Genomic DNA, 20318 nt, shown 5'->3' with positions numbered 1-20318 from the left:
TCAGCAGCAACCGGCCGACGGCAGCGACCGCTTGTTGCGCGCCTCCTTGCTGCGCGCGGCGAGCAGTTCGTCGGCCGGGTAGCCGACCTCCTCCAGCGTCAGCCCGTGCGGCCGTACGACGTGCACGGCGGAGTCCCGCACACCGGCCGCCAGCACCTTCCCGGGCCAGTCGGCGGGCCGGTGCCCGTCCCCGACGAACAGCAGCGCCCCGATGAGCGAGCGCACCATGTTGTGACAGAAGGCGTCGGCCCGCACGGTGGCGGTGATGATCCCGTCCTCGCCCCGCACCAGGCTCAGCTCCTGGAGCGTGCGGATGGTGGTCGCCCCTTCCCGCTTCTTGCAGTAGGCGGCGAAGTCGTGCTCGCCCAGCAGCCCCCGGGCAGCCTCGTTCATGGCGTCGACGTCGAGGGGCCAGTCGTGCCACAGCACATGACTGCGCAGCAGCGGGTCCACGCCCCCGGGGTTGTCGGTCACCCGGTACGCGTAGCGCCTCCAGACCGCCGAGAAGCGGGCGTTGAAGCCGCTGGGGGCCTCCCTGAGGGCCCAGACGCGGACGTCCCGGGGCAGCCGGCCGGCGAGCCGCTTGAGCAGCTTCTGGTGGTGCTCGGCCCACACCTCACGCGGCAGATCGACGTGCGCGACCTGCCCCCGCGCGTGCACACCGGCATCGGTACGCCCCGCGACGGTCAGCTCGTAGGTCTCCCGCGACCGCGTCACGGTCCGCAGGGCGTCCTCGATCTCCCCCTGCACGGTCCGCCGCCCCCCGGCCTGCTTGGCCCACCCGGAGAACTCGCTCCCGTCGTACGACAGATCGAGCCGGACCCGGACGTGCCCGGCCTCTACTTCGTCACTCACCCCAGGATCCTCTCACCCACACGAAGGCGGGCCCGCCCCCTCCAAGAGGGAACGGGCCCGCCAACAACGCCCTCAGGGGCGCGGGGAACTGCGCGAACAGCCCCGGCAGACGCTTACGCGTCCTTGGACTCCTCGGCGTCCTCGGCCTTGGTCGTGTCGACCTGGGCCTCGGCAGCCTCGTTGTCCTTCGCGGCGCGCTTGGTCGCGGCCTCGGCCTCGCCGGTCGCCTCCTGCGCCACCGTCAGCGCCTCGACCAGCTCGATGACAGCCATGGGCGCGTTGTCGCCACGGCGGTTACCGATCTTGGTGATGCGGGTGTAGCCACCCGGACGGTTCTCGTAGCGCGGGCCGATCTCGGTGAAGAGCGTGTGCACGATGCTCTTGTCCGTGATGACCTGGAGCACCTGACGACGGTTGTGAAGGTCGCCCTTCTTCGCCTTGGTGACCAGACGCTCGGCGTACGGACGCAGCTTGCGCGCCTTCGCCTCGGTGGTGGTGATGCGGCCGTGCTCGAAGAGCGCCTTCGCGAGGTTCGCGAGGAGCAGCTTCTCGTGCGCGGCGCTGCCGCCCATACGGGCACCCTTGGTGGGCTTCGGCATGGTACTTCTCCTAGGTGTCTGCCCCGGCCGTATCAGGTACCGGGGTCAGTATCTGAGCAGACGGTCGTCTGTCAGAGATCCGGACGACAATCCCCGAAGGGGTTGTCGTCCGGAAGGGGCGCGGGGAACTGCGCGATCAAGCACAGCGCACCCGCACCCGAGTACGGACCGTAAGGCCCGAGCTCTTAGTACTGCTCGGTCTCCACGAACCCGGCGTCCGCGTCGTCGTCCGCGCCGAAGGCGTCGGCGGCGGCGGTCGGGTCGAATCCGGGCGGGCTGTCCTTCAGGGCCAGGCCCATGCCGGCCAGCTTCGCCTTGACCTCGTCGATCGACTTCGCACCGAAGTTGCGGATGTCGAGCAGGTCGGCCTCGGAACGCGCCACGAGCTCACCCACGGAGTGGATGCCCTCGCGCTTGAGGCAGTTGTAGGAGCGGACAGTGAGCTCCAGCTCCTCGATCGGCAGCGCCAGGTCGGCGGCAAGGGCGGCGTCCGTGGGGGACGGGCCCATGTCGATGCCCTCGGCGTCGATGTTGAGCTCGCGGGCGAGACCGAACAGCTCGACCAGGGTCTTACCGGCGGACGCCATGGCGTCACGCGGGCGCATGGCCTGCTTGGTCTCGACGTCGACGATCAGCTTGTCGAAGTCGGTCCGCTGCTCGACACGCGTGGCCTCGACCTTGTAGGTGACCTTGAGAACCGGCGAGTAGATCGAGTCGACCGGGATGCGCCCGATCTCCTGACCGACCTGCTTGTTCTGCACGGCGGAGACGTAACCGCGGCCGCGCTCGACCGTGAGCTCCATCTCCAGCTTGCCCTTGCCGTTGAGCGTGGCAAGAACGAGGTCGGGGTTGTGCACCTCGACACCGGCCGGGGGCGCGATGTCGGCGGCGGTGACCAGACCCGGGCCCTGCTTGCGCAGGTACATCACGACCGGCTCGTCGTGCTCCGAGGAGACGACCAGCTGCTTGATGTTGAGGATCAGGTCGGTGACGTCCTCCTTGACGCCCGGCACGGTGGTGAACTCGTGCAGCACGCCGTCGATGCGGATGGACGTGACCGCCGCACCCGGGATCGAGGACAGGAGGGTCCGGCGCAGGGAGTTGCCGAGGGTGTAACCGAAGCCCGGCTCCAGCGGCTCGATCACGAACCGGGAGCGGAATTCGTCGACGACCTCTTCGGTCAACGAGGGACGCTGAGCGATCAGCATGTGGTGAGTCCTTCAGTCAGGGGCACCCACTATTTGATGCCCTTGCCACCGGGCGGCAGCCCGATCTGTGTTGCAGTTACAAGGGTACGGGCGATATGGCCCCGAAGAGCCATACCGCCCGAAAACCTCAGACCGCCAAGCGGCCGTGCACCTGCCCCGAGGGGTCAGACGCGGCGGCGCTTCGGCGGACGGCAGCCGTTGTGCGGGGTCGGCGTGACGTCCTGGATCGAACCGACCTCGAGGCCGGTCGCCTGCAGGGAGCGGATCGCGGTCTCACGACCGGAGCCCGGGCCCTTGACGAAGACGTCGACCTTGCGCATGCCGTGCTCCTGGGCGCGGCGGGCAGCCGACTCGGCGGCCATCTGCGCGGCGAACGGCGTGGACTTCCGGGAGCCCTTGAAGCCGACGTGGCCGGCGGAGGCCCAGGAGATCACGTTGCCGGACGGGTCCGTGATCGAGACGATCGTGTTGTTGAACGTGCTCTTGATGTGCGCGTGGCCGTGAGCGACGTTCTTCTTTTCCTTGCGGCGCACCTTCTTGGCAGCGCCCTGACGACCCTTGGGGGGCATCTATAACTCCTACGGGAGGTGGTCGGTCCTACAGCGAAGACCGTGGACAGTCGTCCGCTGTGGACTACTTCTTGCCCGGCTTCTTCTTGCCGGCGATGGCGCGACGCGGACCCTTGCGGGTACGAGCGTTGGTGCTGGTGCGCTGACCGCGGACGGGCAGACCACGACGGTGACGCAGACCCTGGTAGGTACCGATCTCGACCTTGCGGCGGATGTCGGCCTGGATCTCGCGACGGAGGTCACCCTCGGTCTTGATGTTGTTGTCGACGTACTCGCGGATCGCGACCAGCTGCTCCTCGGAGAGGTCCCGAACACGGGTGTTCGGGTCCACGCCGGTGGCGGCCAGCGTCTGCTGGGAGAGAGTCCGGCCGATGCCGAACACGTAGGTGAGGGCGATCTCCACGCGCTTTTCGCGCGGGATGTCAACACCGGAAACGCGTGCCATTCAATGGCTCCAGTTACTTGTCGGAGGTCTTCCGCAGAACCGGATCCCAGCCGCCGTACCAGGTACGAACTGGGTCCCCAGCCTCCGAACCGGGGGTGTCAGACGGAACGGGGTCCGCCTGGGTCCTGCGTATGAACATGTTCTGCTTGCGTCGCGCGAATCTCTGCGATGGATGCAGAGGGATCGGTCGTGCGTCAGCCCTGGCGCTGCTTGTGGCGCGGGTTGTCGCAGATGACCATGACCCGGCCGTGACGGCGGATCACCCTGCACTTGTCGCAGATCTTCTTGACGCTCGGCTTGACCTTCATGGGTTGAGGTTCTCCGGGTCAGTGCCGGCAGCCCCATCGCACACGGCGCCGGGGCACAGGCAAGATCTACTTGTAGCGGTAGACGATCCGGCCACGGGTCAGGTCGTACGGAGACAGCTCCACCACGACCCGGTCGTCAGGGAGGATGCGGATGTAGTGCATGCGCATCTTGCCGCTGATGTGTGCCAGGACCTGGTGGCCGTTCTGGAGCTCGACCTTGAACATGGCGTTCGGAAGAGACTCGACGACAGTGCCCTCGATCTCGATGGCACCTTGCTTCTTGGCCACGCTTCGCCCTTCGAATCGACTACCTTGATCGACCCTGTGTGAGGCGCATGCAGGCATGCGGGTACACAAGAGCCGACGAGTCAGTCTACGTCAGGCCCCTCGGAAACACGAATCGGGAGAGTCTGCCCCGGCGGGCAGATCTTTAAGCGCCCCTGCAGGGGCGCTTACCCACCCCGGCAGGTGCTCAGCCCAGCGGATCCGGCGCGGCCACGATCCCCAGCTCGGCGAGCTTCGCCTTGCCCCCGTCGGGAGCCGTCAGCACGAGCGGCCCCTCCTCCGTCAGAGCGACGGAGTGCTCCCAGTGCGACGACCACGTACCGTCCGTCGTGATGACGGTCCAGTCGTCCTGGAGGACCTCCGTCTTCGGCGTCCCCAGGGACACCATCGGCTCGATCGCGAGGCAGAAGCCGGGCACCAGCTTCGGACCCTTGCCGCGCCGGCGGTCGACGTAGTTCAGCAGGTGCGGGTCCATGTGCATCTCGGTGCCGATGCCGTGGCCGCCGTAGTCCTCGATGATCCCGTACTTGCCGCCGCCGGGCTTGGGCTGGCGGCGGATGTACGTCTCGATGGCCCGGGAGACGTCGACCAGGCGGTTGCCCTGCTTCATCGCGGCGATGCCGGCCCACATCGACTCCTCGGTCACCCGGGAGAGCTCGATGAGCTCCGGAGCGTGACCGGAGCCCACGAAGGCCGTGAACGCTGCGTCGCCGTGCCAGCCGTCGACGATCGCGCCGCAGTCGATGGAGATGATGTCCCCGTCCTTGAGGACGACGTCGTCGGACGGGATGCCGTGGACGACGACCTCGTTCACGGACGTGCAGATCGTCGCCGGGAAGCCGCCGTAGCCGAGGAAGTTCGGCTTGGCGTTGTGCTCGGCGAGGACCTTGCGGGCCACCTGGTCCAGATCCCTCGTCGTCGCCCCGGGCACCGCGGCCTCACCGGTCGCCGCGTGAATGGCCGCGACGACCAGCCCCGCCTCACGCATCCTGGCGATCTGCTCGGGGCTCTTGATCTGCACCATGGGAGCTACGGCCTTTCTGGACCTTCGGGGACGGCGAACGCCTTCAACGATACGGGGCCGCGCGCCGGCCCCGCCCACACAGCAGCCGCGGCCCCCGAGGGGAACCGCGGCCGTAGCTGTGCACGGACGACTACTTGCCGTCCTCGTCACGCTTCAGCGCCTCCATGGCGCGCGTCGTGACGTCCTCCACCTTGCCGAGCGCGGAGATCGTGACCACCAGGCCCTGGGCCTTGTAGTAGTCGATGATCGGCTCGGTCTGGGTGTGGTAGACCTCCAGCCGCGTGCGGACCGTCTCCTCGGAGTCGTCGTCCCGCTGGTACAGCTCGCCGCCGCAGACGTCGCAGACGCCGTCCTTGCCCGGCTGCTTGTACGTCACGTGGAAGACGTGCGAGGAGTCGTTACGGCAGATGCGGCGGCCGGCGATGCGCTTGACCACCTCGTCCTCGGGGACCTCGAGGTCCAGCACCGCGTCGAGCTGCATGCTCTCGGACTCGAGCAGCTCGTCGAGCGCCTCGGCCTGCGAGACATTGCGGGGGAAGCCGTCCAGCAGAAAACCGTTCTCGGCGTCCGGCTGCTCCATGCGGTCCTTCGCCATCGCGATGGTGACCTCGTCGGGCACGAGATTGCCCGCGTCCATGTAGGACTTCGCCAGTTTGCCGAGTTCCGTCTGCCGGCTGATGTTGGCCCGGAACAGGTCGCCCGTGGAGATGTGCGGGATCGACAGGTTCTTGGCCAGGAACGCGGCCTGCGTTCCCTTGCCGGCACCCGGCGGCCCGACGAGGACGATACGCATCAGCGGAGGAACCCTTCGTAATTGCGCTGCTGGAGCTGGCTCTCGATCTGCTTCACGGTCTCGAGACCGACACCCACGATGATCAGGATGCTGGTCCCGCCGAACGGGAAGTTCTGGTTTGCCCCGAAACCAGCCAACGCCATCGTCGGCACGAGAGCGATCAGCCCCAAGTACAGCGAACCCGGCCAGGTGATCCGGTTGAGTACGTAGCTCAGGTACTCAGCGGTCGGTCGGCCAGCCCGGATGCCCGGGATGAAGCCACCATACTTCTTCATGTTGTCCGCGACTTCCTCGGGGTTGAACGAGATGGCCACGTAGAAGAACGCGAAGAAGACGATCAGCAGGAAGTACGTAATGATGTAGTACGGGTGGTCGCCCTTGACGAAGTGTTGCTCGATCCAGGTCTTCCAGCCCGAGGTGCCTCCGGCGAACTGAGCGATCAGTGCCGGGATGTAGAGCAGCGACGAGGCGAAGATGACGGGGATCACACCCGCCTGGTTCACCTTGAGCGGGATGTAGGTGGACGTACCGCCGTAGGAACGGCGGCCGATCATGCGCTTGGCGTACTGCACCGGGATACGGCGCTGGGCCTGCTCGACGAAGACCACCAGGCCGACCATGGCGAAGCCGACCAGGATGACCGTGCCGAACTCGATCCAGCCGCCGGCCAGGGAGCCCTCCTGCTTGATGGCCCACAGGGCGGACGGGAAGGTGGCGGCGATCGAGATGAACATCAGGATCGACATGCCGTTGCCGATGCCGCGGTCGGTGATGAGCTCACCGAGCCACATCACGGCAGCCGTACCGGCGGTCATCGTGATGACCATGGTGATGGTGACGAAGATCGACTGGTCGGGGACGATCTGGCTGGCCACCGGGCAGCCGGTGAACAGAGCGCCGCTGCGGGCGGTGGCGACGAGGCCGGTGCCCTGGAGAATAGCGAGGGCGATCGTCAGGTAACGGGTGTACTGCGTGATCTTCGCCGTACCGGCCTGGCCCTCCTTCTTCAGGGCTTCCAGGCGCGGGATCACCACGGTCAGCAGCTGCAGAATGATGCTCGCCGTGATGTACGGCATGATGCCCAGGGCGAAGATCGTGATCTGCAGCAGCGCGCCGCCGCTGAACATGTTGACCAGGCCGAAGAGACCCTGGTTGGCCTGGGCGTTGTCGATACAGGTCTGGACGTTCCGGTAGTCGACGCCTGGGATCGGGATGTGCGTACCGACCCGGTAGACCACGATGATGCCGAGCGTGAAGAGCAGCTTCTTGCGCAGGTCGGGCGTCTTGAACGCCCGGGCGAACGCGGTGAGCACGGTGCCTCCTGCGACCCCCGCGCAACTGCGTCAAGGGTGACGGTCTTGAGGTTCGACGAATAGGTAACGGTCAACTGCCGCTGTGAGTGCCCGAAGTACAGCACCCAGTGAAAAGTGGGCAGTGCAGGCCACCTTACCGGCGAGACTGCCGCCCTAGGAACGACCAACCGGGGATACCCCATTTGTGGGGTATCCCCGGTCGGGATCGCTCAGGTCATCGAGACGCCTGTGGTGTTCAGACGAGCTCGGTGACGGAACCGCCGGCGGCGGTGATCTTCTCCTTGGCGGAGCCGGAGACGGCGTCGACCGTCACCTGCAGCGCCACGGAGATCTCGCCCTGGCCGAGGACCTTGACGAGGCTGTTCTTGCGAACGGCCCCCTTGGCCACCAGACCCTCGACGGTGACCTCGCCACCCTCGGGGTAGAGCGCGGCCAGCTTGTCGAGGTTCACGACCTGGAACTCGGTCTTGAACGGGTTCTTGAAGCCCTTCAGCTTCGGGAGACGCATGTGGAGGGGCATCTGGCCACCCTCGAAGCGCTCCGGAACCTGGTAACGGGCCTTCGTGCCCTTGGTACCACGACCGGCCGTCTTACCCTTCGACGCCTCACCACGACCCACACGGGTCTTGGCGGTCTTGGCGCCCGGGGCGGGACGGAGGTTGTGGATCTTGAGCGGGTTCTGCTCCGCCATGATCAGTCGACCTCCTCGACCGTCACGAGGTGGCGGACGGTGTGCACCATGCCGCGGAACTCGGGGCGGTCCTCCTTGACGACCTGCGTGTTGATGCCCTTGAGACCAAGGGAACGCAGGGTGTCACGGTGGTTCTGCTTGCTGCCGATGTAGGACTTGACCTGCGTAATCTTGAGCTGCGCCATGATTACGCACCCGCCCCGGCACGCGCACGGAGAAGAGCCGCGGGAGCGACGTCCTCGAGCGGCAGACCACGGCGGGCCGCGATCTCCTCGGGACGCTGCAGACCCTTCAGGGCCTCCACGGTCGCGTGCACGATGTTGATCGCGTTGTCGGAGCCGAGCGACTTCGACAGCACGTCGTGGATACCGGCGCACTCGAGCACGGCACGCACCGGACCACCGGCGATAACACCGGTACCGGGCGACGCGGGCTTCAGGAGCACGACGCCGGCAGCCTTCTCACCCTGGATGGGGTGCGGGATGGTGCCCTGGATACGGGGGACCTTGAAGAAGTGCTTCTTGGCCTCCTCCACACCCTTGGCGATGGCGGCCGGCACCTCCTTGGCCTTGCCGTAACCGACACCCACGGTGCCGTCACCGTCGCCCACCACGACCAGCGCGGTGAAGCTGAAGCGACGACCACCCTTCACAACCTTGGCGACGCGGTTGATCGCGACAACGCGCTCAACGTACGCGGTCTTCTCGGCGGCAGCAGCGCCGCCGTCACGGCCCTTCCGGTCCCGCCGCTCGCCGCCACCGGCACCGCCACCGCGGCGCTGGGGTCCAGCCATTGGAATTACCTCTCTCTGTTTCCGCTAGCTACGGAACCGACTCAGAACTTGAGTCCGGCCTCGCGGGCGGCGTCCGCCAGGGCGGCGATGCGCCCCGCGTACTGGTTACCACCACGGTCGAACACGACGGCCTCGACACCGGCGGCCTTGGCGCGCTCGGCGACCAGGGCGCCGACCTGCTTGGCCTGCGCGGACTTGTCGCCCTCGCCACCGCGGATCGAGGTGTCCAGGGTGGACGCCGACGCCAGGGTGTGACCCTTGATGTCGTCGATCACCTGGGCCACGATGTGGCGGTTCGAGCGGGTAACGACCAGACGCGGACGCTCCGCCGTTCCGTTGATGTGCTTACGGCTCCGGATGTGGCGGCGCTTGATCGCGGCGCGCTTGTAGGCGTCGCCCTTAAGGATCTTCTGTCCGTATGCCATGGCTTACTTACCCGCCTTTCCGACCTTGCGGCGGATGACTTCGCCCTCGTACTTGACGCCCTTGGCCTTGTACGGGTCGGGCTTGCGCAGCTTGCGGATGTTGGCCGCAACCTCGCCGACCTTCTGCTTGTCGATGCCCTCGACCGAGAAACGGGTCGGGGACTCCACCTTGAAGGTGATGCCCTCGGGGGCCTCGACCAGGATCGGGTGGCTGTAGCCCAGGGAGAACTCCAGGTTGGAGCCCTTGGCCACGACACGGTAACCGACACCGCTGATTTCGAGCTTCTTGACGTATCCCGTGGTCACACCGGTGATCATGTTCGCCACCAGCGTGCGGGACAGGCCGTGCAGGGCCTTGCTCTGCCGCTCGTCGTTCGGCCGCAGCACCTGAAGGGTGCCGTCCTCGGCCTTAGCGATGTCGATCGGCGCGATGACGGTGTGGGTCAGTTCGCCCTTGGGGCCCTTGACCGCGACCGTACGGCCGTCGATGGTGACGTCCACGCCGGCGGGAACCGGGATGGGGAGCTTGCCGATACGCGACATTGCTGTCTCTCCTCCGTTCCCGAATTACCAGACGTAGGCGAGGACTTCCCCACCCACGCCCTTCTTCTGCGCCTGCTTGTCGGTCAGGAGCCCGTGCGACGTGGAGATGATGGCCACGCCCAGGCCGCCGAGAACCTTCGGCAGGTTGGTGGACTTCGCGTACACCCGGAGACCGGGCTTGGAGATCCGCTTGATGCCCGCGATGGAGCGCTCACGGTTGGGGCCGAACTTCAGCTCCAGGACGAGGTTCTTGCCGACCTCGGCGTCCTCGACCTTCCAGCCCGTGATGAAGCCCTCCTGCTGGAGGATCTCCGCGATGTGCGACTTGATCTTGGACGCCGGCATCGTCACGGAGTCGTGGTACGCCGAGTTCGCGTTCCGCAGACGCGTCAGCATGTCTGCGATCGGATCAGTCATGGTCATGAATTGGCCTGTGGCCTCTCTCGCCGGGGTTTCCTGGTGCGCCATCCCTCTCCCCGATCCGAGACGGGACGGGTGCGGCGCGGTGGACCTACGGCGTAGTAAGTCGTAAGGGCGGCGGCAGACGCCCAACCCCACAAGCCTAAGGCATGTGGGCTGGGCGTCCTGCCGCCCCAGATGCTTACCGAGAGCCCTGCAAATCCCTTATAGGGGGGATTACCAGGAGCTCTTGGTCACGCCCGGCAGCTCGCCACGGTGAGCCATCTCACGAAGGCACACGCGGCACAGGCCGAACTTGCGGTACACGGAGTGCGGGCGGCCGCAGCGCTGGCAGCGGGTGTAGCCACGCACACCGAACTTGGGCTTGCGAGCAGCCTTAGCGATCAGAGCCTTCTTCGCCATCTCGCTCACGCCTCCTTGAAGGGGAAGCCGAGGTGACGAAGGAGCGCGCGGCCCTCAGCGTCGTTGGTCGCCGTGGTCACCACGGTGATGTCCATACCCCGGGTGCGGTCGATCTTGTCCTGGTCGATCTCGTGGAACATGACCTGCTCCGTGAGACCGAAGGTGTAGTTGCCACGGCCGTCGAACTGCTTGGGGGACAGGCCGCGGAAGTCGCGGATGCGCGGCAGCGCGAGCGACAGGGTGCGGTCCAGGAACTCCCACATGCGGTCGCCACGGAGCGTGACGTGGGCACCGATCGGCTGGCCCTCACGCAGCTTGAACTGCGCGATGGACTTGCGGGCCTTGGTGACGGCCGGCTTCTGACCGGTGATCGTGGTGAGGTCGCGGATGGCGCCCTCGATCAGCTTGGAGTCGCGGGCGGCGTCGCCCACACCCATGTTGACCACGATCTTGACGAGACCGGGGATCTGCATGACGTTCTCGTACTTGAACTCGTCACGCAGCTTGCCCGTGATCTCCTCACGGTACTTCTGCTTCAGACGCGGGCTGGTGGTGGTCGTCATCAGATGTCCTCACCCGTCCGCTTGGCAACGCGGATCTTGTTGCCTTCGTCGTCGAAGCGGTAACCGACGCGGGTCACGACCTTGTTGCCGTCCTTCTCCGCGACCAGCTGGACGTTGGAGACGTGGATCGGCGCCTCGGTGGTGACGATGCCGCCGGCCTGCGAACCGCGAGCCGTCGGACCGGCCTTGGTGTGCTTCTTGACCCGGTTGACACCCTCGACCAGGACACGGTCCTCGCGGGGGAAGGCCGCGATGACCTTGCCCTGCTTGCCCTTGTCCTTACCGGTGATGACCTGAACCAGGTCGCCCTTCTTGATCTTCATGCTCACAGCACCTCCGGCGCGAGGGAGATGATCTTCATGAACTTCTTCTCGCGCAGCTCCCGGCCGACCGGGCCGAAGATACGGGTGCCACGAGGGTCGCCGTCGTTCTTGAGAATGACGGCGGCGTTCTCGTCGAAGCGGATGTACGAGCCGTCCGGACGGCGGCGCTCCTTGACGGTGCGAACGATGACCGCCTTGATGACGTCACCCTTCTTCACGTTGCCGCCGGGGATCGCGTCCTTGACGGTGGCGACGATGACGTCACCGATACCCGCGTAGCGGCGACCGGAGCCGCCGAGCACACGGATGCAAAGGATCTCCTTCGCACCAGTGTTGTCGGCGACACGCAGTCGCGACTCCTGCTGGATCACGTCTATCTCCTGATTGTCTGCCGGTTCCCGGGGCGGGCTGCGCAACGCGCACACCCCGCCCCGAGCCTGGCGGAACGATGCCTAGGGGGTCCCCCTAGGAGGGATTACTTGGCCTTCTCGAGGATCTCGACGACGCGCCAGCGCTTGGTCGCGGACAGCGGCCGGGTCTCCATGAGGAGGACACGGTCGCCGACGCCCGCGGCGTTCTGCTCGTCGTGCGCCTTGAGCTTGTTGGTACGGCGGATGACCTTGCCGTACAGCGCGTGCTTGACGCGGTCCTCGACGGCGACGACGACGGTCTTGTCCATCTTGTCGCTGACGACCAGGCCCTCGCGGGTCTTGCGGAAACCGCGGCCCGTCTTGGTCTCTTCAGTCACGTTGCTCTCGCTCATCAGGCGCTCTCCACCGTCTCGATGCCCAGCTCGCGCTCACGCATCAGGGTGTAGATCCGCGCGATGTCCTTGCGGACGGCCTTGAGCCGACCGTGGTTCTCGAGCTGACCCGTCGCCGCCTGGAAGCGGAGGTTGAACAGCTCTTCCTTGGCCTCGCGAAGCTTCGCGAGAAGCTCCTCGTTGCCCAGCTCGCGCAGCTCAGACGCCTTGGTACCGGCCGACATCACGCTTCACCTGCCTCGCGCTTGACGATCTTGCACTTCATCGGCAGCTTGTGAGCCGCACGGGTCAGAGCCTCGCGCGCGATCTTCTCGTTGGGGTACGACAGCTCGAACATCACACGTCCGGGCTTGACGTTGGCGATCCACCACTCAGGAGAACCCTTACCGGAACCCATGCGGGTCTCGGCGGGCTTCTTGGTGAGGGGGCGGTCCGGGTAGATGTTGATCCAGACCTTGCCGCCACGCTTGATGTGGCGGGTCATCGCGATACGAGCCGCCTCGATCTGGCGGTTCGTCACGTAGGCCGGGGTCAGCGCCTGGATGCCGTACTCGCCGAACGCAACCTGCGTGCCACCCTTGGACATGCCGTTGCGCTTGGGGTGGTGCTGCTTGCGGTGCTTGACCCTACGGGGGATCAGCATGACGGTCAGGCCTCCGTTCCGGTGCTCTCAGCCGGAGCGGCGGCGGGAGCCTCGGCCTTGGGGGCCTCGGCGCCGGCAGCCTGCTGCGGCTTACGACCGCGCCCGCCACGCTCGCCACCGCGGCCACCACGGGCCGGGCGGTCGGCGCCACCACGGGCCGGGCGGTTGCCCGCACGGGCCGCGGCGTTCTCGGCGCGGACCTCGGCGATGTTCTTGACGTCGCCCTTGTAGATCCAGACCTTCACGCCGATGCGGCCGAAGGTCGTCTTGGCCTCGAAGAAGCCGTAGTCCACGTTCGCGCGGAGCGTGTGCAGGGGCACACGGCCCTCGCGGTAGAACTCCGAGCGGGACATCTCGGCGCCACCGAGGCGGCCACCGCACTGGATCTTGATGCCCTTGGCGCCCGCCTTCATCGCCGACTGCATGCTCTTGCGCATGGCGCGGCGGAAGGAGACGCGGGAGGAGAGCTGCTCGGCGACGGCCTGGGCAACCAGCTGAGCGTCGGTCTCGGGGTTCTTGACCTCGAGGATGTTCAGCTGGACCTGCTTGCCCGTGAGCTTCTCGAGGTCACCGCGGATGCGGTCGGCCTCGGCGCCACGGCGGCCGATGACGATGCCCGGACGAGCGGTGTGGATGTCCACACGCACGCGGTCACGGGTGCGCTCGATCTCAACCTTCGAGATGCCGGCGCGCTCCATGCCGGACGTCATCATCCGACGGATGGCGACGTCTTCCTTGACGTAGTCCTTGTACAGCTTGTCGGCGTACCAACGCGACTTGAAGTCGGTCGTGACACCGAGCCGGAACCCGTGCGGGTTTACCTTCTGGCCCATTACCGGGTTCCTTCCTTGCTGCTGACGACCACGGTGATGTGGCTGGTCCGCTTGCGGATCCGGTAGGCACGGCCCTGGGCACGCGGCCGGAACCGCTTCAGGGTCGGGCCCTCGTCGACGTAGGCCTCGGAGACGAAGAGGCTGTCGACATCGGTGTGGTCGTAGTTGTGCGCGGCGTTGGCGATGGCGCTGTCAAGCACCTTGCCGACCGGCTGGCTCGCGGCCTGCGGGGCGAAACGCAGGACCGCCTGAGCCTCCGTGGCGTTCAGGCCACGGATGAGGTCCACCACGCGGCGGGCCTTCATGGGCGTGACGCGGATGTACCGCGCCTGGGCCCTGGCTTCCATGGTTGTCCTTCCAGTGTCTGTCATGGTCATTCCACCCCGCGCTTAGCGGCGCTTCGACTTCCGGTCGTCCTTGACGTGACCCCGGAAGGTGCGCGTCGGCGAGAACTCGCCGAGCTTGTGGCCGACCATCGACTCGGTGACGAACACCGGAATGTGGGTCTTGCCGTTGTGCACCGCGAGCGTGTGGCCGAGCATGGCCGGCACGATCATGGAGCGACGGGACCAGGTCTTGATGACGTTCTTGGTGCCGGCTTCGTTCTGGGCGTCCACCTTCTTGATCAGGTGGTCGTCGACGAAGGGCCCCTTCTTCAAGCTACGAGGCATCTCAACCCGTCCTTAGCGCTTCTTGTTCGTCTTGCGGCGGCGGACGATGTACTTGTTCGACGCCTTCTTGGGCGAACGAGTACGGCCTTCCTTCTTGCCCCAGGGGGACACCGGGTGACGACCACCCGAGGTACGGCCTTCGCCACCACCGTGCGGGTGGTCCACCGGGTTCATGACCACACCACGCACGGTCGGGCGAACGCCCAGCCAGCGCTTACGGCCCGCCTTACCCCAGTTGATGTTGCTCTGCTCGGCGTTGCCCACCTCGCCGACCGTGGCGCGGCAGCGCTGGTCGACCAGGCGGATCTCACCGGACGGCATGCGGAGGTGGGCCATGGAGCCCTCCTTCGCGAGCAGCTGCACGGAGGCGCCGGCGGAGCGGGCGAACTTCGCGCCGCCGCCCGGACGCAGCTCGATGGCGTGCAGCGTGGTACCGACCGGGATGTTGCGCAGGGCAAGGTTGTTGCCCGGCTTGATGTCGGCCCCGGGACCGTTCTCGACGCGGTCACCCTGCTGCAGGTTGCGCGGGGCGAGGATGTAGCGCTTCTCGCCGTCGGCGTAGTGCAGCAGCGCGATGCGCGCGGTGCGGTTGGGGTCGTACTCGATGTGCGCGACCTTCGCCGGCACGCCGTCCTTGTCGTGACGACGGAAGTCGATCACGCGGTAGGCGCGCTTGTGGCCACCGCCCTGGTGGCGGACGGTCACACGACCGGAGTTGTTACGGCCACCCTTGCTGTGCAGGGGGCGGACCAACGACTTCTCCGGCGTGGACCGCGTGACCTCGACGAAGTCGGCGACGCTGGAGCCGCGACGGCCCGGCGTAGTCGGCTTGTACTTGCGGATTCCCATTTCTCAGTCCTCGTCCGATATCGGACGATCCGGACCGCCCTTAGGCGGTCGGACCGCCGAAGATGTCGATACGGTCGCCCTCAGCGAGGGTCACGATCGCGCGCTTGGTGGACGCGCGCTGGCCGAAGCCGGTGCGGGTCCGCTTGCGCTTGCCCTGGCGGTTGATCGTGTTGACCCCGGTGACCTTGACCGAGAAGACCGCCTGGACGGCCTGCTTGATCTGGGTCTTGTTGGCGCTCGGGTCCACGACGAACGTGTACTTGCCCTCGTCGAGAAGCGCGTAGCTCTTCTCGGAGACGACCGGCTTGAGCAGCACGTCACGGGGGTCCGTGAAGGACTTGCTCAGCGGCGTCTCGACGGTGTTCTTGCCCTCGGCGGCGTGGCGGCGCGCCTTGGCGACGCGCGCGGCCTTGGCCTTCTTCGCCGCCTTGGAGGCGATAGCGGGGTGACGGATAGCCATCAGGCCTCGCTCCCTTCGGTGTCATTGGCCTTCGGGCCGGACACGAAGGACTCGAAGGCGGCCTTGGTGAAGACCACGTCGTCCGAGACGAGAACGTCGTACGTGTTCAGCTGGCCCGGCTCCAGGATGTGGATCTGGGGCAGGTTGCGGGCGGACAGCCACGCGGCCTCGTCGGCGCGGTCGACGACCAGGAGCAGGTTCTTGCGCTCCGAGATCTTGCCGAACAGCGTCCTGGCGGCCTTCGTGGAGGGGGTCTCGCCCTCGACCACGCCGGAGACGACGTGGATGCGGTTGTGGCGGGCCCGGTCGGTGAGGGCGTGGCGCAGGGCCGCGGCCTTCATCTTCTTCGGGGTCCGCTGCGAGTAGTCACGCGGCTGCGGGCCGTGGACGACGCCACCGCCGGCGAACTGCGGCGCACGGGTCGAACCCTGGCGGGCGCGGCCGGTGCCCTTCTGGCGGTACGGCTTCTTGCCGCCACCGCGAACCTCGCCGCGGGTCTTGGTCTTGTGCGTGCCCTGACGGGCAGCGGCGTTCTGCGCGACGACGACCTGGTGGATCAGCGGGATGCTGATCTTCTCCACGCCGAAGATCTCCGCGGGGAGCTCGACGCTACCGGTCTTCTCGCCGGCAGGCGAAAGGATGTCAACAGTGCTCATCGGTACCTCAGGCCCCCTTGGCCGCGGTGCGGACCAGGACGAGGCCGCCGTTCGGACCGGGAACCGCGCCCTTGATGAGCAGCAGACCCTTCTCCGCGTCAACGGCGTGGACGGTCAGGTTCTGGGTGGTGACACGCTCGTTGCCCATGCGACCCGCCATGCGGAGGCCCTTGAACACGCGGCCCGGGGTGGCGCAGCCACCGATGGAACCGGGCGAGCGGTGCTTGCGCTGGGTGCCGTGACCGGCGCCGAGGCCCTTGAAGTTGTGACGCTTCATGACACCGGCGAAGCCCTTGCCCTTGCTCTTGCCGGTGACGTCGACCTTCACGCCGGACTCGAACACCTCGGCGGTGACTTCCTGGCCCAGCGTGTACTCGGAGGCGTCCGCGGTGCGGATCTCGACGAGGTGACGACGGGGGGTGACGTCGGCCTTGGCGAAGTGGCCCTTGAGGGGCTTGTTCACCTTGCGCGGGTCGATCTCGCCGAAGGCGATCTGGATCGACTCGTAGCCGTCGACGTCGTTCGTACGGACCTGGGTCACGACGTTGGGGCCGGCCTTGACGACGGTGACCGGAACAACACGGTTGTTCTCGTCCCACACCTGCGTCATGCCGAGCTTCTCGCCCAGGATGCCCTTGATCTGCTTAGCCATTCTCAGATCACCGGCCTTCAGAGCTTGATCTCGATGTCGACACCGGCCGGGAGGTCGAGTCGCATCAGAGAGTCAACGGTCTTGGGGGTCGGGTCGAGGATGTCGATCAGGCGCTTGTGCGTGCGCATCTCGAAGTGCTCGCGCGAGTCCTTGTACTTGTGCGGCGACTTGATGACGCAGTACACGTTCTTCTCAGTGGGCAGCGGCACCGGGCCCGCGACCGACGCACCAGTGCGGGTCACCGTCTCGACGATCTTCTTCGCCGAGGAGTCGATGACCTCGTGGTCGTAGGCCTTGAGCCGGATGCGGATCTTCTGTCCCGCCATGGCTACTCAGTAGTCCTGTCTCTTCTCACGCTCTGGAACCCGGCGGATTCCTTCTGCTGCCTTCGTTCCTCCGACCCACGCGGTCGGGCGTGTCGCACTGCCGCTGACACAGATGTCCCTTGTCCGAACATCCCTGCTGGGAATGCACACGGCCCTTCCGGAACCGCAGGCCGGGGGCGAAGGCCCACCGGGTGCCTGGTCGGTGCCGCGCTGACACTTCCCGGAAGATTCCCGTACGTCCGCCCCAGCGCTGCCGTGGTGGCAGTTAGGGCGACGAGTACTGTGGGACTCGCTTCCGGTCCCCCCGGCGGGAGGCGCGCAGCATCAACACTCGACCGAGCAACTCGGACAGTCTGCCATAGGGGGCAGGGCCGACGCCAATCGAGCCGAGGAGAATACCCCGGGGGTGACGCAGGTCAAACACAAGCCCGAGCGGCCCCGGGCCTCACCCGTGAGGGATCCGCTCCAGCACTGCGTCGCAGGCCCGATGGCGGCCTTCCCCCGTCGGGCGCGTCGGGCGCGGGTCGCAGCGGCGGTGATCTCGGGACCCTACGAGTCGGCTGCCGAGGGGTCGAAGGATGCCACGAAGTCACGCACGACATCCCTGGAGAACGGGTCGGTGTCTGGATCTTCCGGGGTTACGACGCTGACCGCGTAGTACTGGGACAGCAGGAGTCGGGTCCCTTCGGCCGCCGCTTCCTGTTCCGGGGAGCGGACGTGCACGCCGGAGACCCTGGTCGCGTGCAGCGGTTGCCCGTGATGGCGATAGAAGACGGCATACGGCCCTTGCCTCGCGGCGTCGAGGGCGTAGCCGTTCGACTCCCAGAACTCCTCCATTTCCCTACCGGAAGAAAAGGTGATGATGCCCGGGAAGTCATCGTCGGCCGACTCCGGCAGGCGCCAGTCCGCTGCGGCGCCGTCCGTCAGCGGTTCGCCGCACACGAAGAGCCCCGGCCACCGCTGCTCACCGAGCCCGACGAAGCGGCGAATGGCCTCGGGGAACGACGCGTCGGCGATGAAGTCGGTCGAGTGACCGGTGAGATCCATGAGAATTCCTCTCCGACCACGACCGGTTCTGGATGCCCGCGTCCGAGGCCTCGTCGATCTTCGACTTCGCCTCCCGTGCCGCCTCCTCACGCATCTTGCGCGCGTCCTCGGCCATCTTCTTCGCCGCGGCCGGCGCGTCCTGCGCATCCGAGTCGTCCGACTGGGGCGCCGGCCCGCAGTTCAGCTCGTGAACCGGAAGGTAGACGTGATCGCGTCGAAGATGTCGAAGAACGAGTCCGCCAGGTCGAGGACCTGGCTGCTGCCCGCGACCAGGGCGACCTTGCCCTCCTGCCCCGGCACCGGGATGTACGTCTGCATCAGCACGGCCCGGACGGTGCGGTCGAGCTCGTCGCCCGGTACGGCGATGTCCTCGATGCCGTGCGTGCGCGCGGCCGGGCCGACGCCCGGGATGTCGACGGTCGTGACCTTCCGCCAGGAGTCGCCTTCCCGCTTCGCCTCCTTCACCGCGAGCTGGCTCGCGGTGACGGAAGGTTCGTTCGAAAGCGGCTCACCCCGCTCGTTGCGGCCGCCGACGAGCGAGACGGTCACCGAGCCCGTGCTCGGCGTGTCCCCGCCGAAGTTCTCCGCCATGCAGCCGCAGTACAGCGGATCAGTCGATCCTTCGTTTCCGTGCGCCATCGTGCCACTACGTCTTCAGGGTCCAGGCACCGGGCGCACCAACCGCAGGCCCGGTCCGCGGTCACGCCGAAAGACCCGACACGAAGCCTGTCCACGCCGTGGGGGAGACGGCCAGCCGGGGACCCTGCGTGTGCTTGGAGTCCCGGACGTGGATGATCGCGGTGTTCGGGGCTGTCGCTATCGCGATCTCGACGCAGGAGTTGCCGTCAGGGCCGCTGCTGTAGCTGCTCTTGAACCACGTCAGTTCGGCGTTGCGGATCATCTCTCTCCCAGCAGTTGCTCAATGAAGGTCAGCGACTCCCGAGGGGGAAGGGCCTGAGCGCGGATGATGCCATACCGCAGTTCGAGGATCTGGATCTGCTTGGGATCAGTGGTGGGCCGGCCGTTGAAGGCCCCGTCGGACCGGCCAACCGCAGTGCCGTCCCCGAACTTCAGCACCTCGATCCTTCCGTTCAGACCGGGATGGGCCTCGCTGCTCGTCGGCATCACCTGAAGCCTGACGTTACGCAACCGGCCCACCTCCAGCAGACGCTCAAGCTGCTGACGCCACACCATTGTGCCCCCGACCGGGCGTCGCAGCGTGGCCTCCTCCTGGACGAAATTGAGCGAGGGGGCAGGCGACCGCTCGAACACGGACCGGCGAGCCATGCGCGCCGCCACCAGCTGCTCGACCTCGTCCGGCGAATACGCCGGTTGCCACGACTCGAAAAAGGCCCTCGCGTGCTCCGGGGTCTGCAACAACCCGCTGACACTGATGCTCTCGTACACCCCGATCTCCACCGCCCGCCCCTCCAACTGCGCCAGCTCCCGCACCTTCTTGGGATAGCGGACCCTCTTCACGTCCTCCCACGTCGCCGCAATCAGCCCACCCGCCCCCAACACCTCATCAGCGCGGCTCAGATAGTCCTGCCGAGGAATCCGCTTCCCACCCTCGATCTTGTAGACCATGTCCTCCCCGTACCCCACCGCCGTCCCGAACTCCGCGGCCCGCATCCCCACCGCCTCCCGCCGCAGCTTCAGCTGCCTCCCCACCGTGGCGATGACGGCGACACCCCACTCGTCGTCGGGGTCGACCTCCCAACCCGGCTCGTCCGCCTCGCTCTTGAGCCGTCCCGTCTCCGCCGCCTCGGCCGTCATCCCGCACCCCTTCCGTCGTACGACCCTGCCTCAGCGCCCTACCCGTGCGCCCGGCGCCGACAGCCCGGACATGACCGGACAAG

At 66.8% G+C, this 20318-nt stretch carries 35 protein-coding genes and 1 pseudogene; 1 reads left to right on the top strand and 35 read right to left on the bottom strand.

From position 1 onward, the window contains the following. The 32 genes from truA to IGS69_RS21005 form a co-directional block, all read right to left on the bottom strand. Positions 1–855 (bottom strand): tRNA pseudouridine(38-40) synthase TruA, encoded by an 855-nt coding sequence (gene truA, locus IGS69_RS21160; RefSeq protein ID WP_190902077.1) that lies wholly within the window; start codon positions 853–855, stop codon positions 1–3. Between the two features lie 113 nt (positions 856–968). Beyond that, the gene (gene rplQ / locus IGS69_RS21155; RefSeq protein ID WP_031105230.1) at positions 969–1454 is read right to left on the bottom strand and encodes a 50S ribosomal protein L17; all 486 of its coding nucleotides are present in this window, start codon (positions 1452–1454) and stop codon (positions 969–971) included. 185 nt (positions 1455–1639) lie between these two features. Beyond that, positions 1640–2662, bottom strand: coding sequence for a DNA-directed RNA polymerase subunit alpha (locus IGS69_RS21150; protein WP_003966937.1), 1023 nt, complete (start codon positions 2660–2662; stop codon positions 1640–1642). Between the two features lie 164 nt (positions 2663–2826). Continuing rightward, the gene (gene rpsK / locus IGS69_RS21145) at positions 2827–3231 is read right to left on the bottom strand and encodes a 30S ribosomal protein S11 (protein WP_003956432.1); all 405 of its coding nucleotides are present in this window, start codon (positions 3229–3231) and stop codon (positions 2827–2829) included. Positions 3232–3295: 64 nt separating this feature from the next. After that, complete coding sequence (gene rpsM / locus IGS69_RS21140; protein ID WP_004984507.1) at positions 3296–3676, bottom strand: 30S ribosomal protein S13; 381 nt, start codon at positions 3674–3676, stop codon at positions 3296–3298. 194 nt (positions 3677–3870) lie between these two features. Next, positions 3871–3984, bottom strand: a complete 114-nt coding sequence (gene rpmJ, locus IGS69_RS21135) for a 50S ribosomal protein L36 (protein WP_003974245.1) — start codon at positions 3982–3984, stop codon at positions 3871–3873. Positions 3985–4050: 66 nt separating this feature from the next. After that, a complete protein-coding gene (infA, locus tag IGS69_RS21130) occupies positions 4051–4272 on the bottom strand; it encodes a translation initiation factor IF-1 (RefSeq protein ID WP_003948620.1) in 222 nt (73 codons plus the stop codon). A gap of 184 nt (positions 4273–4456) precedes the next feature. Beyond that, complete coding sequence (map, locus tag IGS69_RS21125; RefSeq protein WP_190902074.1) at positions 4457–5293, bottom strand: type I methionyl aminopeptidase; 837 nt, start codon at positions 5291–5293, stop codon at positions 4457–4459. Between the two features lie 130 nt (positions 5294–5423). Next, positions 5424–6086 (bottom strand): adenylate kinase, encoded by a 663-nt coding sequence (locus tag IGS69_RS21120; RefSeq protein ID WP_190902072.1) that lies wholly within the window; start codon positions 6084–6086, stop codon positions 5424–5426. After that, positions 6086–7399 (bottom strand): preprotein translocase subunit SecY, encoded by a 1314-nt coding sequence (gene secY, locus IGS69_RS21115; protein WP_190902070.1) that lies wholly within the window; start codon positions 7397–7399, stop codon positions 6086–6088. The genes IGS69_RS21120 and secY overlap by 1 nt, the downstream gene beginning before the upstream one ends. 235 nt (positions 7400–7634) lie before the next feature. Beyond that, a complete protein-coding gene (rplO, locus tag IGS69_RS21110; protein ID WP_030839644.1) occupies positions 7635–8090 on the bottom strand; it encodes a 50S ribosomal protein L15 in 456 nt (151 codons plus the stop codon). Between the two features lie 2 nt (positions 8091–8092). Further along, positions 8093–8275, bottom strand: a complete 183-nt coding sequence (gene rpmD, locus IGS69_RS21105) for a 50S ribosomal protein L30 (protein ID WP_003974250.1) — start codon at positions 8273–8275, stop codon at positions 8093–8095. A gap of 2 nt (positions 8276–8277) precedes the next feature. Beyond that, positions 8278–8883, bottom strand: a complete 606-nt coding sequence (gene rpsE / locus IGS69_RS21100) for a 30S ribosomal protein S5 (protein WP_009190144.1) — start codon at positions 8881–8883, stop codon at positions 8278–8280. Between the two features lie 41 nt (positions 8884–8924). Next, the gene (gene rplR, locus IGS69_RS21095; protein ID WP_190902068.1) at positions 8925–9308 is read right to left on the bottom strand and encodes a 50S ribosomal protein L18; all 384 of its coding nucleotides are present in this window, start codon (positions 9306–9308) and stop codon (positions 8925–8927) included. A 3-nt stretch (positions 9309–9311) separates the two neighbouring features. After that, on the bottom strand, positions 9312–9851 hold the full coding sequence (rplF, locus tag IGS69_RS21090; RefSeq protein ID WP_030839651.1) for a 50S ribosomal protein L6: 540 nt from the start codon (positions 9849–9851) through the stop codon (positions 9312–9314). Positions 9852–9875: 24 nt separating this feature from the next. Further along, entirely contained in the window at positions 9876–10274 is a 399-nt protein-coding gene (rpsH, locus tag IGS69_RS21085) for a 30S ribosomal protein S8 (RefSeq protein WP_030839654.1), read from the bottom strand. 213 nt (positions 10275–10487) lie between these two features. Further along, positions 10488–10673 (bottom strand): type Z 30S ribosomal protein S14, encoded by a 186-nt coding sequence (locus IGS69_RS21080; RefSeq protein ID WP_003948630.1) that lies wholly within the window; start codon positions 10671–10673, stop codon positions 10488–10490. 5 nt (positions 10674–10678) lie between these two features. Next, on the bottom strand, positions 10679–11236 hold the full coding sequence (rplE, locus tag IGS69_RS21075) for a 50S ribosomal protein L5 (protein WP_030839657.1): 558 nt from the start codon (positions 11234–11236) through the stop codon (positions 10679–10681). Continuing rightward, on the bottom strand, positions 11236–11559 hold the full coding sequence (gene rplX / locus IGS69_RS21070) for a 50S ribosomal protein L24 (RefSeq protein ID WP_190902066.1): 324 nt from the start codon (positions 11557–11559) through the stop codon (positions 11236–11238). Before rplX ends, rplE begins: the two co-directional genes overlap by 1 nt. A 2-nt stretch (positions 11560–11561) precedes the next feature. Then, entirely contained in the window at positions 11562–11930 is a 369-nt protein-coding gene (rplN, locus tag IGS69_RS21065; protein ID WP_003992364.1) for a 50S ribosomal protein L14, read from the bottom strand. A 104-nt stretch (positions 11931–12034) separates the two neighbouring features. Beyond that, a complete protein-coding gene (rpsQ, locus tag IGS69_RS21060) occupies positions 12035–12322 on the bottom strand; it encodes a 30S ribosomal protein S17 (RefSeq protein WP_190902064.1) in 288 nt (95 codons plus the stop codon). After that, the gene (gene rpmC, locus IGS69_RS21055; protein WP_003974259.1) at positions 12322–12546 is read right to left on the bottom strand and encodes a 50S ribosomal protein L29; all 225 of its coding nucleotides are present in this window, start codon (positions 12544–12546) and stop codon (positions 12322–12324) included. Before rpmC ends, rpsQ begins: the two co-directional genes overlap by 1 nt. Further along, entirely contained in the window at positions 12546–12965 is a 420-nt protein-coding gene (gene rplP / locus IGS69_RS21050; protein WP_003992362.1) for a 50S ribosomal protein L16, read from the bottom strand. The genes rpmC and rplP overlap by 1 nt, the downstream gene beginning before the upstream one ends. 5 nt (positions 12966–12970) lie before the next feature. Further along, positions 12971–13798, bottom strand: a complete 828-nt coding sequence (rpsC, locus tag IGS69_RS21045) for a 30S ribosomal protein S3 (RefSeq protein WP_030839666.1) — start codon at positions 13796–13798, stop codon at positions 12971–12973. Further along, entirely contained in the window at positions 13798–14145 is a 348-nt protein-coding gene (rplV, locus tag IGS69_RS21040) for a 50S ribosomal protein L22 (RefSeq protein ID WP_030839668.1), read from the bottom strand. Before rplV ends, rpsC begins: the two co-directional genes overlap by 1 nt. 42 nt (positions 14146–14187) lie before the next feature. Further along, positions 14188–14469, bottom strand: a complete 282-nt coding sequence (gene rpsS, locus IGS69_RS21035; protein WP_003992359.1) for a 30S ribosomal protein S19 — start codon at positions 14467–14469, stop codon at positions 14188–14190. Positions 14470–14481: 12 nt separating this feature from the next. Continuing rightward, the gene (gene rplB / locus IGS69_RS21030; protein WP_030839671.1) at positions 14482–15318 is read right to left on the bottom strand and encodes a 50S ribosomal protein L2; all 837 of its coding nucleotides are present in this window, start codon (positions 15316–15318) and stop codon (positions 14482–14484) included. 40 nt (positions 15319–15358) lie between these two features. Further along, positions 15359–15778, bottom strand: a complete 420-nt coding sequence (gene rplW, locus IGS69_RS21025; protein WP_031105224.1) for a 50S ribosomal protein L23 — start codon at positions 15776–15778, stop codon at positions 15359–15361. After that, a complete protein-coding gene (rplD, locus tag IGS69_RS21020) occupies positions 15778–16434 on the bottom strand; it encodes a 50S ribosomal protein L4 (protein ID WP_190902062.1) in 657 nt (218 codons plus the stop codon). Before rplD ends, rplW begins: the two co-directional genes overlap by 1 nt. Positions 16435–16441: 7 nt before the next feature. Next, positions 16442–17086, bottom strand: coding sequence for a 50S ribosomal protein L3 (gene rplC, locus IGS69_RS21015; RefSeq protein WP_190902060.1), 645 nt, complete (start codon positions 17084–17086; stop codon positions 16442–16444). Positions 17087–17103: 17 nt separating this feature from the next. Continuing rightward, entirely contained in the window at positions 17104–17412 is a 309-nt protein-coding gene (rpsJ, locus tag IGS69_RS21010; RefSeq protein WP_003948644.1) for a 30S ribosomal protein S10, read from the bottom strand. 549 nt (positions 17413–17961) lie between these two features. Beyond that, a complete protein-coding gene (locus IGS69_RS21005) occupies positions 17962–18459 on the bottom strand; it encodes a hypothetical protein (protein ID WP_190902058.1) in 498 nt (165 codons plus the stop codon). Positions 18460–18491: 32 nt separating this feature from the next. On the opposite strand from IGS69_RS21005, the gene IGS69_RS21000 reads away from it, so the two are divergent. Beyond that, complete coding sequence (locus tag IGS69_RS21000) at positions 18492–18650, top strand: hypothetical protein (RefSeq protein ID WP_190902056.1); 159 nt, start codon at positions 18492–18494, stop codon at positions 18648–18650. On the opposite strand, the pseudogene IGS69_RS20995 reads toward IGS69_RS21000, so the two are convergent. From IGS69_RS20995 to IGS69_RS20985, 3 genes and pseudogenes are all read right to left on the bottom strand, one after another. Further along, positions 18640–19065 (bottom strand): annotated as a pseudogene (locus IGS69_RS20995) (hypothetical protein); the annotation flags it as partial. The gene IGS69_RS21000 and the pseudogene IGS69_RS20995 sit on opposite strands and share 11 nt — an antisense overlap. A 94-nt stretch (positions 19066–19159) precedes the next feature. Beyond that, positions 19160–19360, bottom strand: coding sequence for a DUF397 domain-containing protein (locus tag IGS69_RS20990; protein ID WP_190902054.1), 201 nt, complete (start codon positions 19358–19360; stop codon positions 19160–19162). Further along, entirely contained in the window at positions 19357–20235 is an 879-nt protein-coding gene (locus IGS69_RS20985) for a helix-turn-helix domain-containing protein (RefSeq protein WP_190902052.1), read from the bottom strand. The genes IGS69_RS20990 and IGS69_RS20985 overlap by 4 nt, the downstream gene beginning before the upstream one ends. Positions 20236–20318: the final 83 nt, after the last annotated feature.

This window comes from Streptomyces tuirus (assembly GCF_014701095.1).
Lineage (GTDB): Bacteria > Actinomycetota > Actinomycetes > Streptomycetales > Streptomycetaceae > Streptomyces > Streptomyces tuirus.
The sequence above is the reverse complement of the archived record's forward strand: the minus strand, read 5'-3'. Positions and strand labels throughout refer to the sequence as shown.